This window comes from Rhodobacter maris, assembly GCF_900217815.1.
GTDB classification, from domain to species: Bacteria; Pseudomonadota; Alphaproteobacteria; order Rhodobacterales; family Rhodobacteraceae; genus Rhodobacter; species Rhodobacter maris.
Window position 1 is genome coordinate 61,302 of sequence record NZ_OBMT01000004.1, and the last position, 12,988, is coordinate 74,289.

The following is a 12,988-nucleotide window of genomic DNA, read 5'->3' on the forward strand; positions in this document are numbered from 1 at the left end:
TGTGAACGGAACGTAACAGCCGCTTTGGGGCTCAGCCTTCGAGCTTGGTCAGATCGGCGACGGACAGGCAGATCTGACGGATGCGCGACAAAAGATTGAGCCGGTTGCGCCGCACGATCTGGTTTTCGGCGTTGATCTGCACCGCGGTGAAAAACGCGTCGATCGGGGAGCGGAGTTTTGCCATCTCGGCCATCGCTTCTGCGAAGGCTTCGGCCTGCATCGCCGGGGCCAGCGCCGCCTCGGCGGCATCGAGCGCGGCAAAGAGCGCGCGTTCCGCGTCGCTTTCGGCAAATTTGGGATCGGCGCCGTAGCTGTATTCCACCCCGTCCTTCGCCTCGGCCTGCGTCAGGATGTTGTTCGCCCGCTTGAAACCCTGCAACAGGTTGGTGCCGTCTTCGGTCTTGAGGAAGGCCGAAAGCGCCTCGGCGCGTTTGACGACAAGGGTGAGATCGTCATTGCCCGGCATGGCCAAGACGGCGTCGATCACATCATGACGGATGCCCTCGTCTTTCAGGAACACCTTGAGGCGGTCATGGAAGAAGGAGAGGAGGTCATCGCACTTCGTCATTCCTTCGTTAATGGCGATATTAGTCAACTCGTCACTCATGTGGACCGCCGCAGCCTCGATTGACTTTTGAGCGAGGCTCGCTTCACGTGGGAAGCCAAGGCTCTTAATCGTTTCAATCGCACTGCGAGCCAGCAATCCCTTACCTTGAGTTTTGATCGAGATCAGATGACCAAGCATAGGAATGAAGAATTGCATCCTCATTCCGACTCTCATTCCATTCTCAAGCACCAGCCGGATCACCCCCAGCGCGGCGCGGCGCAGCGCGAAGGGGTCTTTCGAGCCGGTGGGCTTTTCGTCAATCGCCCAGAAACCCGTCAGCGTGTCGATCTTGTCGGCCAGCGCCACGGCGACCGAGACCGGCTCGGAGGGCACGGCATCCGAGGGGCCAAGCGGCGAGTAATGATCCTTGCAGGCGGCGGCGACCGGTTCGGGCAGCCCCGCGGCGCGGGCATAGTAGCTGCCCATCAGGCCCTGAAGCTCCGGGAATTCGCCCACCATCGCGGAGCGCAGGTCAGACTTCACCACCCGCGCAGCCTCCGCCGCAAGGTCGGGCTGGGCGCCGACATGGGGCGCGATCTCGCGCGCGAGCGCCTCGATCCGGGCGATCCGCGCGGCCTGGCTCCCGAGCTTGTTGTGGAAAGTGACATTGGCGAGCCCCGCGCCCATGCCTTCGAGCCCCTCGGTCTTCACCACGCGCAGATCATGCTCCCAAAAGAAGCGCGCATCTGAAAGCCGTGCCGACAGCACTTTCTGATTGCCTTTCAGGATCGTTGCGCCGTGGTCGGCGGTCTCGCGGTTGGCAACCGTCACAAAGCCCTCGATCCGGCCCGTTTTCGGGTTTTTGACCGAGAAGAACTTCTGGTGTTCCTTCATCGAGGTTTGCAGCACCTCGGGCGGCAGGTGCAAAAAGTCTTCCGCAATCGCGCCCATCAGCGCGACCGGGCATTCGACCAGCCCCGCCACCTCGGCAAGCAGCCCCTTGTCCTCGACAAGCTCAAGGCCCTGCGCAAAGGCGAGCTGGCTTGCATCATGCCAGATGATCTCTGCGCGCTCGGCGGGGTCGAGCACGACCTTGGCGGCCTTCAATTTCGCTGCGTAATCCTCGAAATTCGTGACCGAAAAGCGCGCGGGCGCCATGAAGCGGTGGCCGGCGGTCGTGTCCCCCGCGGCAATACCCTCCACCTCAAGCGGCACGACCTCCGTGCCCGCCTCGGAAGAGAGGATGCAGAGGATCGAATGCAGCGGGCGCACCCATTTCAGCGTGCCATTGCCCCAGCGCATCGACTTTGGCCAAGGGAAATTGCGGATCGTCCGGTCAAGCACTTCGGCGATGATCTCGGGCGCCTTGCGGCCCGGTTTCTCGATCAGAGCAAACCAGACCTCGCCCTTTTTATCGGCGCGTTTTTCAAGCTGATCGAGGCGGAGCCCGGTCGCGCGCAAAAACCCTTCGATCGCCTTTTCGGGGGCGGAGACGGAGGGGCCCTTGCGTTCTTCCTGAAGCGTCGGGCTTTCGGCGGTGAGGTCGGTCAGCACCAGCGTCAGCCGCCGCGGCGTGGAAAACGCCTCCGCATGGCCATAGGTGAGCCCGGCTTCGACAAGCCCGTCGGTGACGAGTTTTTTCAGCGCCTCGCGCGCCGCGCCCTGCATGCGGGCGGGGATTTCTTCGGAGAAAAGTTCGATCAGAAGCTCGGGCATTACTGGGTCCCCGCAAGGTCGCTTGGTTGTTGCCAGACATAGGCCCGGCCATCGGGATAGACGGCGACAACGCGGTCAACGCCGGGGGCGATGTCGCGCGCGCTCAAAAAGGCGACCGCCGCGCCGGTGGCGAGATCAGCCCCGATCCGGCCCGCATCGTAGCAGGCAAAGCCGGGCGGGGCCGAAAGCGGATGGGCGGCGTCGTAAATCGTGAAGGTCTCGGTCAGAAGGCCGAGGCTCAGGGGGGTGCGGAAACAGGCGCGAAAGTCGATGGGCGCGCTTTGCTCCCCCACCGCCTGCCAGTTCTCCGAAAGGATCGGCTCGGGCCGCCCGGTGATGAGCGAGGTCAGCTCCACCGTTTGCGGCACCGCAGCCGCCGCCGCCCCGGCAAAGACGAGGCCGAGAGGGAATGCGGCGTGTCTCACGCCTCGGCCTCCGCCACCCAGCCGCCCGCCTCGGTCTGCACAAAGGCATCGGCGCATTTCTTGGCGAGCGCGCGCACGCGGCCAATATAGGCCTGCCGCTCGGTCACCGAGATCACCCCGCGCGCATCGAGCAGGTTGAAGAGGTGGGACGCCTTGATGCACTGGTCATAGGCCGGATGCGCCATGATGATGCGCTTGCCGGAATTGGCATCCTCCGCCGGGAAAGCGAGCAGCTTCTCGCATTCGGCTTCCGCATCCTCGAAATGGCGCAGCAGCGCCTCGGTATTCGCCGCATCGAAATTGTGGCGCGAATATTCCTCTTCCGTCTGGCGGAAGATGCCGCCGTATTTGAGCGGGATCGGGCTCGCCGGGTCGTTGAAAGGCATCTCCATCACATGATCGATGCCGAGCACATACATGGCGAGCCGTTCGAGCCCGTAGGTCAGCTCCCCCGACACCGGGCGGCAGTCATGCCCGCCCACCTGCTGGAAATAGGTGAACTGGCTCACCTCCATGCCGTCGCACCAGACCTCCCAGCCGAGGCCCCAGGCGCCGAGCGTCGGGCTTTCCCAGTCGTCTTCGACAAAGCGGATGTCGTGCAGGCCAAGGTCGATGCCGATCGCCTCGAGCGAGCCGAGGTAGAGCGCCTGAAGGTCAGGCGGGCTCGGTTTGATCAGCACCTGATATTGATAATAGTGCTGCAGCCGGTTCGGGTTTTCGCCGTAGCGGCCATCGGTCGGGCGGCGCGAGGGCTGGACATAGGCTGCCGCCCAGGGGCGCGAGCCGAGCGAGCGCAGCGTGGTGGCCGGGTGGAACGTGCCCGCGCCCACCTCCATGTCGTAAGGTTGCAGCACCGCGCAGCCTTTCGAGGCCCAGTAGGTCATAAGCCGCAGGATGATTTCCTGAAACGAGCGGGGCGCGTCTGCCATGGTCTCTCACCGATCTGTTCGTGACGCCCCTCTCTAGGCAAGGGCCGCGGGGCGGTCAACGGGCCGCGCCCGGCCCTGCGGCGCGAAAGCGCGTTTTGGCCGCTTTTGGGGGTGACGCCCGCGCGCGAGATGCTAGTTTGCCGCAAAGCTGTCACGGAACGATTTCGAGGAAGAGATGCAGGCAGGAATTGGGGCAAAGCTTCGCGCAGGCGCGCTGGGGCTGGCGGTGGTGATCTGCGCGGGTCAGGCCGGGGCTGAGGCGGCCTGGGTGCAGATCCAGGCCCTGCCGACCCTCGATCAGGCCGAAAGCCGGCTGCGCGAGCTCTCTACAGGCTTCCCCGACATTGCGGGTTTTGCGCTTGCGGGCGGCTGGTACGGGATCGCGCTCGGCCCCTATCCGAGCCCGGAGGCGGCGCAATCCGCGCTTGCAACGATGCGGGCGCAAGGCCAGATCCCGGGGGACAGCTATGTGGCAGACCCGAAAACCTTCCGCAACCAGTTCTGGCCGGTTGGGGCCAATCTGGCCGCGCCGCAGGTGCCGATGACGCCAAGCCCGGAAACGCCTGCCGAAACCACCGCAGAAACCGCCACGCCGGCGCCTCTCCCGCAGAGCCCCGCGCCCGAAGCCCTTTCTGCCCCGGCTGAGCCGGTCGAGACGCTGGCGGAGTCCCGCCAATTCGAGGCGGCGCTCTCCCTTGAAGGACGGATGGAGATTCAATCGGCCTTGCAATGGCTTGGCCTTTATGCGGGCGGCATCGACGGGGCTTTTGGCGCGGGCACGCGCGGCTCGATTTCGGCCTGGCAGGATACGCAGGGCGTGGAACCCACCGGCGTCCTGTCTTCCGCCCAACAAGCGCATCTGCTCGAAACGGTCGCACAGGACCGCGCCAGCCTCGGCATCACGCCGGTCGACGAGGTTCGCGCCGGCATCGCTATCGACCTGCCGCTCGGTCTCGTCGAATTCGACCATTATGACCCGCCCTTCGTGCATTACCGCGCCAAGGGTGCCTCCGGCGTGCAGGTGCTGCTGATCTCCGAACCGGGCGACCAGAATGCGCTCTTCGGCCTTTACGACGCGATGCAAACGCTTGAAATCGTGCCGCAAAACGGCCCGCGCGAGCGCTCCAACTCAGGCTTCAAGATCATTGGCGAGGATGCGCGCCGCCATTCGGTGACCGAGGTCGGACTCTCGAAGGGGCTGATCAAGGGCTTCACCATCGTGTATCCGGCCACCGAGGAAGCGCGGATGGTGCGCGTGGTCGCGGCGATGCGCGCGAGCTTCCGCCCCGTGGGCGAAAGCGCGCTTGACCCGACGCTGGGCCAACCGATGGCGGTGGGCCGGGCCGATCTGATCGGCGGGCTTGATACCCGTCACCCCGAATTCGCCCGCTCGGGCTTTTTCATCAACCAAGCGGGCGCCGTGCTCACCGCCGCCGCCGGGCTCGGCCAGTGTGGCCGGGTGACGATCGAGGGATTGCCCGCGCGCGTCGCCTTCAAGGACGCGGGGCTCGGCATCGCCGTGCTCACCCCCGAGGCGAAGCTCGCCCCGCCCGCCGTCGCCGCTTTCGAGACCGAGAGCCCGCGCCCCGGCACCACGATCACGGTGGCGGGCTATTCCTACCCAGAGGCGCTCTCGGCGCCGGTGCTGAACTTCGGCACGCTCTCTGACCTCAGCGGCCTTGCGGGCGAAGAAAGCCTCGCGCGCCTCGCCGTCACCACGCTTCCGGGCGATGCGGGCGGGCCGGTGCTGGACCCGACCGGCGCGGTGGCGGGGCTCGTGCTGCCGCATGACGGCGATGCGAGCCGCCTTCTGCCCGCCGAGATGACAGTGGCGGTGCAGACAGCGGCACTGGTGCCGGTGCTGGCCGAGGCGGGCTTTGCCCCCCATGCCGCCGAAAATGCCAATGCGTTGGCCGCCGAAGACATCGCGGCCCGCGCGCAGGGCTTCACCGTTCAGGTCGAATGCTGGAAGTGAACAGACTTTGCAAACTCGGGCAAATTGGACAGTAAATTTGCCCGATTTCGCAGATAGCCCTTGCGCCGCGATGCAGCGCCGCTAGGTTTTGCCGCAACCCCCTTTTCAGGGTGCGTTTTCGGGGAGACCTCACATGTTCAAGAAAATCCTGGTCGCCAACCGTGGCGAGATCGCAATCCGTGTGATGCGGGCGGCGAACGAGCTGGGCAAGAAGACGGTCGCCGTCTATGCCGAGGAAGACAAGCTCGGGCTGCACCGCTTCAAGGCCGATGAGGCCTACCGCATCGGCGCGGGTCTCTCGCCTGTCGGCGCTTATTTGAGTATCCCCGAGATCATCCGCGTGGCGCAGGAATCGGGCGCGGACGCGATCCACCCCGGCTATGGGCTCCTGTCCGAAAACCCTGATTTCGTCGAGGCTTGCGCGGATGCGGGCATCACTTTCATCGGCCCGAAGGCGGAAACGATGCGCGCCCTTGGCGACAAGGCCTCGGCGCGCAAGGTGGCGATGGCGGCGGGCGTGCCGGTCATTCCGGCCACCGAGGTGCTGGGCGACGATTTCGACGCGATCAAGCGCGAGGCCGCCGAGATCGGCTATCCGCTGATGCTGAAGGCAAGCTGGGGCGGCGGCGGGCGCGGCATGCGCCCGATCAACAGCCCGGACGAGCTGGTCGACAAGGTCCGCGAGGGGCGCCGCGAGGCCGAGGCCGCTTTCGGCAATGGCGAGGGCTATCTGGAAAAGATGATCACCCGCGCGCGCCATGTCGAGGTGCAACTGCTCGGTGACACGCATGGCCACCTTTATCACCTCTTTGAGCGCGACTGCACCGTGCAGCGCCGCAACCAGAAGGTGGTCGAGCGCGCGCCCGCCCCCTATCTGACCGAGGAACAACGCGCCGAGGTCTGTGCGCTGGCGCTGAAAATCGGCAATGCCGTCGGCTATCAGAACGCGGGCACGGTCGAGTTCCTGATGGATATGGAGAGCCAGAACTTCTACTTCATCGAAGTGAACCCGCGCGTGCAGGTGGAACATACCGTCACCGAGGAAGTGACCGGCATCGACATCGTGCAAAGCCAGATCCGCATCGCCGAAGGCGCCACGCTGGCCGAGGCCACCGGCGTCACGAAACAGCAAGACATCACCCTCTCGGGTCACGCGCTGCAATGCCGTGTCACCACCGAAGACCCGCAAAACAACTTCATCCCCGATTACGGGCGGCTGACCGCCTATCGCTCCGCGACCGGCATGGGGATCCGGCTCGATGGCGGTACGGCCTATGCGGGCGGCGTGATCACGCGCTATTATGACAGCCTGCTCGTCAAGGTCACTGCCTGGGCGCAGACCCCCGATCAGGCGATCCGCCGCATGGACCGGGCGCTTCGGGAGTTCCGCATCCGCGGCGTGAGCACGAACATCGATTTCGTGATCAACCTGCTCAAGCACCCGACCTTCCTCGACATGAGCTACACGACGAAGTTCATCGACACCACGCCCGAACTCTTCCAGTTCCGCAAGCGGCGCGACCGGGCTACGAAGATCCTCACCTATATCGCCGACATCTCGGTGAACGGGCACCCGGAAACGGCGGGGCGCCCCAAGCCCGCCGCCGAGGCAAAGCCACCCCGTCTTCCCGAGATCAAGGGCCAGGTCGTGCCCGGCACGCGCGATCTGCTCGAGGCGCAGGGGCCGAAGGCCGTCGCCGACTGGATGCGCGCGCAGAAAAAGCTCCTGATCACCGATACGACGATGCGCGACGGCCACCAGTCGCTTCTGGCCACCCGCATGCGCTCGATCGACATGATCAAGGCCGCACCCGTCTATGCTGCGAACCTCTCGGGCCTTTTCTCGGTCGAATGCTGGGGCGGCGCGACCTTCGACGTGGCGTACCGTTTCTTGCAGGAATGCCCCTGGCAGCGGCTGCGCGACATCCGCACGCAGATGCCCAACATCCTCACGCAAATGCTTTTGCGCGCCTCGAACGGGGTCGGCTACACGAACTACCCCGACAATGTGGTCCAGTTCTTCGTGCATCAGGCGGCAAAATCGGGGGTCGACGTGTTCCGCGTGTTCGACAGCCTGAACTGGGTCGAGAACATGCGCGTGGCGATGGATGCGGTGATCGCGGCGAACAAGGTCTGCGAAGGCACGATCTGCTACACCGGCGACATTCTGAACCCCGACCGCGCGAAATATGACCTGAAATATTACGTCGGCATGGCGAAGGAGTTGGAGGCCGCGGGCGCCCATGTGCTCGGACTGAAGGACATGGCGGGGCTTCTCAAGCCCGCCGCCGCGCGCGCGCTTGTCACGGCGCTGAAAGAAGAGGTCGGCCTGCCGATCCACTTCCACACCCATGACACCTCGGGGATCGCCGGCGCCACTGTGCTCGCCGCCGCCGATGCCGGGGTCGATGCCGTCGATGCGGCGATGGACGCTTTCTCGGGCGGCACGTCGCAACCCTGCCTTGGCTCGATCGTGGAAGCGATGCACCACACCGAGCGCGACACCGGGCTTGATATTGCCGCCATCCGCTTGATGTCGAACTATTGGGAGGCGGTGCGCCATCAATATGCCGCCTTCGAAAGCGGGCTCGAGAGCCCCGCTTCCGAGGTCTATCTGCACGAGATGCCCGGCGGGCAGTTCACCAACCTCAAGGCGCAGGCGCGCTCGCTCGGGCTCGAAGAACGCTGGCACGAGGTGGCGCAGGCCTATGCCGATGCCAACAAGATCTTTGGCGATATCGTCAAGGTCACGCCCTCTTCCAAAGTGGTGGGAGACATGGCGCTGATGATGGTGGCGCAGAACCTGACCATGACCGATGTGCTCGACCCGGCAAAAGACATGGCCTTCCCGGACTCGGTCGTCGATATGCTCAAGGGCAATCTCGGCCAACCACCCGGCGGCTGGCCCGAGGCGATCGTAACGAAAGTGCTCAAGGGCGCGGCCCCTTCGACCGAGCGGCCGGGCCTGCATCTGCCACCCGTCGATCTGGAGGAGACGCGCGCGAAGCTTTCGGCCGAACTCAACGGCTTCACGGTCGATGACGAAGATCTCGCGGGCTATCTGATGTATCCCAAGGTGTTTCTCGACTATATGGGGCGGCACAGACAATATGGGCCGGTGCGCACGCTGCCCACGCCCGTCTTCTTCTACGGCATGCAGGCGGGCAACGAGATCTCCGCCGAGATCGACCCCGGCAAGACGCTCGAGATCCGCTATCAGGCGGCCTCGGAGACCGACGAGTTGGGCGATGTGAAGGTGTTCTTCGAGCTCAACGGCCAGCCGCGCGCGGTGCGCGTGCCGAACCGTGCGGTGAAAGCGGCGACCAGGGCCAAGCCCAAGGCGGACCCCGGCAACCCGGCCCATATCGGCGCGCCGATGCCCGGCGCGATCGCCTCGGTGGCGATCAAGGTCGGCCAGAAGGTGCATCCGGGCGATCTGATGCTGACGATCGAGGCGATGAAAATGGAAACCGGGCTTCATGCGGATCGCGCCGCCACGGTGAAGGCGCTGCATGTGGGCCCCGGTGCACAGATCGACGCGAAAGACCTGCTGATCGAGCTGGAATAGCGGCACGCTCCCCGTCGGCGAGCAAAGACGCCCCCGGCAGATCCGGACAAAGCCATTGCCCGGCGTCATGCGCCGCAACATTGAGCATGGGTCCGGGGGGAATTTGCGCGCAGCGCAAAGGGGGGCAGAGCCCCCCTCTTCGGCCGGAACGAGACCGGGGGCCGCAAGGCCCCCGGTTCCGTTTCGGCATCCTCCGGTCGCGAGGGGGGCGGCCCGTCAGATCGAATCGAAGAAATCGTCGACCTCGCGTTTTGCCGCTTCTTTCGTCTTGCCGTATTTCTGCTGCACGAGGCCTTCGAGCTTCTCGCGCTCGCCCGCGACCTGTTCGATCTCGTCATCGGTCAGCTCACCCCATTTGGCGCGCACACTGCCCTTGAGTTCTTTCCATTTGCCTTCGATCATATCGGTGTTCATGGTCGTCTCCCTTCGGTTAGGCGTTGCGTGCGGGCTCCCTTCCGCACCTGCCAGACCAACGCGCTCCGCCCCGTCCTGGTTCCCGGCCGAGTTTTTCGCGCCCGCGCGCATTTTCCTCTTGCGGGTCCGCGCGCGATTGCCTAAATCGCCTGCACCGAACGGCAGCGCGGGCGTAGCTCAGGGGTAGAGCATAACCTTGCCAAGGTTAGGGTCGTGAGTTCGAATCTCATCGCCCGCTCCATTCGGAACCCGGACCCGCAAGGGTCAAAGCCAGGATGCGGGCGTAGCTCAGGGGTAGAGCATAACCTTGCCAAGGTTAGGGTCGTGAGTTCGAATCTCATCGCCCGCTCCAACAAAAACCCTCCCTTCGGGGAGGGTTTTGTCTTTTCCGTTCCCGCTTAACAAGCACGGTTGCAGGCCCTATAAGGCCTTGAACGCGAAAGGAGCCTCCGATGCGCAAGGCCACGATCACCCGCAAGACCGCCGAGACCGATATCTCGGTCACCGTCACGCTCGACGGCACCGGGACTTACGCGAATGCCACGGGCGTGGGCTTCTTCGACCATATGCTCGACCAGCTCTCGCGCCATGCGCTGATCGACCTCACCATCACCGCCAAGGGCGATCTGCATATCGACGATCATCACACCGTCGAGGATGTGGGCATCGCGCTCGGCCAGGCGCTCACTCAGGCGCTCGGCGACAAGCGCGGCATTCGCCGCTACGGCCATTTCGTCTTGGCGATGGACGATGCGCAGGTGGCGACCGCGCTCGACCTCTCGGCCCGGCCCTTCCTCGTCTGGAACGTCGATTTCCCGACCCAGAAGATCGGCACCTTTGACACCGAATTGGTGCGCGAGTTCTTTCAGGCGCTTTCGACCCATGGCGGCCTCACGCTCCATGTCGACCGCGTGCACGGGATCAACAGCCACCACATCGCAGAGGCGGCGTTCAAATCCGTCGCCCGCGCGCTGCGCATGGCGGTCGAACCCGATCCGCGTATGGGGGACATGCTGCCCTCGACCAAGGGAGCGCTGTGATGAGCCTCACGGTTCTGGTCGATTACGACAGCGGCAACCTCCATTCGGCGCAAAAAGCGTTTGAGCGGATGGCGCGCGAGGCGGGCACCGGCACAGTCGTCGTCAGCGCCGAGCCCGATGTGGTGGCGCGCGCCGACCGGATCGTGCTGCCGGGCGACGGCGCCTTTCCCTCCTGCCGCGCGGCGCTCATTCGCCACACCGGGCTTTTCGAGGCGGTCGACGAGGCGGTAACCCGCCGCGGCGCGCCATTTCTGGGCATCTGCATCGGCATGCAGATGCTTGCCACTCGCGGGCTCGAATTCGAGCCGACGCCCGGCTTTGGCTGGATTGGCGGCGAGGTGGTGCGGATCACCCCCGCCGATCCGGCGCTCAAGGTGCCGCATATGGGCTGGAACGATCTTGTCATCGACACCCCGCATGCCGTGCTTGAAGGCATCGGCACCGGCGATCACGCCTATTTCGTGCATTCCTACCACTTCGTGGTGGAAAATCCGGCAGAGCGCCTCGCACACGTGGATTACGCGGGCGCGACCACGGCAATCGTCGGGCGCGACAATATTGTCGGCACCCAGTTCCACCCGGAGAAATCGCAGCGCACCGGGCTCAGGCTCATCGCCAATTTCCTGGCCTGGAAGCCCTGAGCCCTCGCCCGGCGGCGCTCAGGCGCGCAGACCGTGATCACGCTGATGGCGGCGCAACAGCGTCACCATCGAGCGGGCGGAGATATGCGCGTGATGCTTGAGCACCACCACCAGCCGGTCGGTATCGTCCAGCCCCACCCCCTCCGCAACATGTTGCGTGAGCGGCGCGAGCATCTCGGCATGGGTCGGGGTGTCCGGGTCGATATGTTTCATCCGCGCAAGCCGTGTCACCACCGCAGCCGCCGGATATCGGGTCTTTTTCATCTGTCACCTTCCAAAACTGGATCGTTCAGATTCTCTCCCTGAGGAAAAGTTAACACAGTCGGACGGAAACGGGAAATACACCGGGGACGGGGGCGCAAGAAACCGGCCAGAGCGCGGTCATCTGCCCAAGCTTTCAGCAAGTCGCGGCGACGCGCGGCGGGCTCAGGCCGCTTCGGTCGCGATCCCCACCGCCTTGCGGGCCGCGCGCACGATCACCAGTTCCTCACGCGTCGGCACGATCATCACCGCGGTGCGGGCGAATTCCGACGAGATGATGGTCGCGCTTTCGGCATTGCGGCCGTGGTCGATCTCCACCCCCATCCAGCCGAGCCGTTCGCAGATGCGCCGCCGCACCACGCGGGAGTTCTCGCCGATGCCGCCGCAGAACACGAGCGCGTCGATCCCGCCCATCACCGCCGCCATGGCACCGAGTTCGCGCTGCACGCGGAACACGAAATAGTCGATGGCGCGGTGGCTCTCGGGGCTGTCGGCTTCTTCAAGCGTGCGCATGTCGTTCGAAAGCCCGCCCGAAAGGCCCAGAAGCCCGCTCTTGTTGTAAAGAATGTCGCGGATCTCGGCGGTCGAAAGCCCCTCGCGTTCGAGCATGTAAAGGATCACGCCGGGGTCAACCTGACCGCAGCGCGTGCCCATCGGCAGCCCGTCAAGCACCGAGAACCCCATCGAGGAGGCGACCGAGCGGCCCCGCATGATCGCGCAGGTGGAGGCGCCATTGCCCAGATGTGCCACCACCACGCGCCCCGCCATCAGATGCGGCGCGATCCGGGCCACTTCGCCGGTCACATAATCATAGCTCAGCCCGTGGAATCCATAGCGGCGCACGCCCTGCTCGTAATAGCGGTGCGGCAGCGCGAACGTGTCGTTCACGAAAGGCTGGCCGCGGTGGAAGGCGGTGTCGAAGCACGCCACCTGCGGCACGCCCGGAAAGGCCTCCATCGCGGCGCGGATGCCTGCAATATTGTGCGGCTGGTGAAGCGGTGCGAAGGGCGAAAGCTCGGTCAGTTCGGCCAGCACAGCTTCGGTCACCTCGACCGGCGCGGTGAAGTTCACGCCCCCATGCACCACCCGGTGCCCCACCGCGGCAAGCTTGAGCCCGGGGAAGGCCGCGCGCACCGTGGCGATGATCGCCGCAAGCGCTGCGTCATGGTTCGAAATATCGCCCGAGACGACCGGCAGCGCCCGCCCGTCGGCATCCTTGAGCTTGATCACGCCCTCGGGGCCGATCCGCTCGGCCTGCCCGGTGACGAGCGCGCGGTCACCCGTGGCGCCGAAAAGCGCCACTTTCAGCGAGGAAGACCCGGCGTTGAGCGCCAGAAAGGCGCGGCTGTCTGCCTGTATCGTTTCGGTCATCGCCCTTGCCTTTCCGCTGCTGCGTGTTCGGTGCGGCCGGAGCGCAGCCTCACCGGATAAGATGCGCCGAAGGTGCGGGAATTGCGCGTTCGGCGCAAGCC

At 65.1% G+C, this 12,988-nt stretch carries 10 protein-coding genes and 2 tRNA genes; 6 read left to right on the forward strand and 6 right to left on the reverse strand.

Translation table 11 applies throughout. From position 1 onward, the window contains the following. Positions 1 to 31: 31 nt before the first annotated feature. The 3 genes from glyS to CRO22_RS08085 are packed head-to-tail and all read right to left on the reverse strand — an operon-like array spanning position 32 to position 3,617. The gene (gene glyS, locus CRO22_RS08075; RefSeq protein WP_097069639.1) at positions 32 to 2,263 is read right to left on the reverse strand and encodes a glycine--tRNA ligase subunit beta; all 2,232 of its coding nucleotides are present in this window, start codon (positions 2,261 to 2,263) and stop codon (positions 32 to 34) included. Beyond that, on the reverse strand, positions 2,263 to 2,688 hold the full coding sequence (locus CRO22_RS08080; protein WP_097069640.1) for a DUF6446 family protein: 426 nt from the start codon (positions 2,686 to 2,688) through the stop codon (positions 2,263 to 2,265). The genes glyS and CRO22_RS08080 overlap by 1 nt, the downstream gene beginning before the upstream one ends. Further along, complete coding sequence (locus CRO22_RS08085; protein ID WP_097069641.1) at positions 2,685 to 3,617, reverse strand: glycine--tRNA ligase subunit alpha; 933 nt, start codon at positions 3,615 to 3,617, stop codon at positions 2,685 to 2,687. Before CRO22_RS08085 ends, CRO22_RS08080 begins: the two co-directional genes overlap by 4 nt. Positions 3,618 to 3,792: 175 nt before the next feature. Here CRO22_RS08085 and CRO22_RS08090 point away from each other — a divergent pair, with 175 nt between their 5' ends. Together CRO22_RS08090 and CRO22_RS08095 are read left to right on the forward strand one after the other, a co-directional pair. Continuing rightward, positions 3,793 to 5,592 (forward strand): trypsin-like peptidase domain-containing protein, encoded by a 1,800-nt coding sequence (locus tag CRO22_RS08090; RefSeq protein WP_097069642.1) that lies wholly within the window; start codon positions 3,793 to 3,795, stop codon positions 5,590 to 5,592. Positions 5,593 to 5,725: 133 nt separating this feature from the next. Then, positions 5,726 to 9,160: a pyruvate carboxylase gene (locus CRO22_RS08095; protein WP_097069643.1), complete on the forward strand. Its 3,435-nt coding sequence runs from the start codon at positions 5,726 to 5,728 to the stop codon at positions 9,158 to 9,160. Between the two features lie 216 nt (positions 9,161 to 9,376). On the opposite strand, the gene CRO22_RS08100 is transcribed toward CRO22_RS08095, so the two are convergent. Then, a complete protein-coding gene (locus CRO22_RS08100; protein WP_097069644.1) occupies positions 9,377 to 9,574 on the reverse strand; it encodes a CsbD family protein in 198 nt (65 codons plus the stop codon). 166 nt (positions 9,575 to 9,740) lie between these two features. Between CRO22_RS08100 and CRO22_RS08105 the strand changes: the two genes are divergently transcribed. From CRO22_RS08105 to hisH, 4 genes are all read left to right on the forward strand, one after another. Beyond that, a tRNA-Gly gene (locus tag CRO22_RS08105) sits at positions 9,741 to 9,815 on the forward strand. Between the two features lie 36 nt (positions 9,816 to 9,851). After that, positions 9,852 to 9,926, forward strand: a tRNA-Gly gene (locus tag CRO22_RS08110). 100 nt (positions 9,927 to 10,026) lie between these two features. Continuing rightward, on the forward strand, positions 10,027 to 10,614 hold the full coding sequence (hisB, locus tag CRO22_RS08115; RefSeq protein ID WP_097069645.1) for an imidazoleglycerol-phosphate dehydratase HisB: 588 nt from the start codon (positions 10,027 to 10,029) through the stop codon (positions 10,612 to 10,614). Then, positions 10,614 to 11,255: an imidazole glycerol phosphate synthase subunit HisH gene (gene hisH, locus CRO22_RS08120; protein ID WP_097069646.1), complete on the forward strand. Its 642-nt coding sequence runs from the start codon at positions 10,614 to 10,616 to the stop codon at positions 11,253 to 11,255. The genes hisB and hisH overlap by 1 nt, the downstream gene beginning before the upstream one ends. 18 nt (positions 11,256 to 11,273) lie before the next feature. On the opposite strand, the gene CRO22_RS08125 is transcribed toward hisH, so the two are convergent. Together CRO22_RS08125 and CRO22_RS08130 are read right to left on the reverse strand one after the other, a co-directional pair. Beyond that, positions 11,274 to 11,519 carry a hypothetical protein gene (locus tag CRO22_RS08125; protein ID WP_097069647.1) on the reverse strand — a complete coding sequence of 82 codons (246 nt, stop codon included), beginning with the start codon at positions 11,517 to 11,519 and terminating at the stop codon, positions 11,274 to 11,276. A 162-nt stretch (positions 11,520 to 11,681) separates the two neighbouring features. Beyond that, positions 11,682 to 12,887, reverse strand: a complete 1,206-nt coding sequence (locus CRO22_RS08130) for an acetate/propionate family kinase (RefSeq protein WP_097069648.1) — start codon at positions 12,885 to 12,887, stop codon at positions 11,682 to 11,684. Positions 12,888 to 12,988: the final 101 nt, after the last annotated feature.

Bases quoted from the DNA above. Each gene is read 5' to 3' on its own strand.
- hisH (WP_097069646.1), top strand. From the start codon at position 10,614: ATGAGCCTCACGGTTCTGGTCGATTACGACAGCGGCAACCTCCATTCG.
- CRO22_RS08090 (WP_097069642.1), top strand. From the start codon at position 3,793: ATGCAGGCAGGAATTGGGGCAAAGCTTCGCGCAGGCGCGCTGGGGCTG.
- CRO22_RS08100 (WP_097069644.1), bottom strand. From the start codon at position 9,574: ATGAACACCGATATGATCGAAGGCAAATGGAAAGAACTCAAGGGCAGT.
- CRO22_RS08125 (WP_097069647.1), bottom strand. From the start codon at position 11,519: ATGAAAAAGACCCGATATCCGGCGGCTGCGGTGGTGACACGGCTTGCG.
- CRO22_RS08095 (WP_097069643.1), top strand. From the start codon at position 5,726: ATGTTCAAGAAAATCCTGGTCGCCAACCGTGGCGAGATCGCAATCCGT.
- hisB (WP_097069645.1), top strand. From the start codon at position 10,027: ATGCGCAAGGCCACGATCACCCGCAAGACCGCCGAGACCGATATCTCG.
- glyS (WP_097069639.1), bottom strand. From the start codon at position 2,263: ATGCCCGAGCTTCTGATCGAACTTTTCTCCGAAGAAATCCCCGCCCGC.
- CRO22_RS08130 (WP_097069648.1), bottom strand. From the start codon at position 12,887: ATGACCGAAACGATACAGGCAGACAGCCGCGCCTTTCTGGCGCTCAAC.
- CRO22_RS08085 (WP_097069641.1), bottom strand. From the start codon at position 3,617: ATGGCAGACGCGCCCCGCTCGTTTCAGGAAATCATCCTGCGGCTTATG.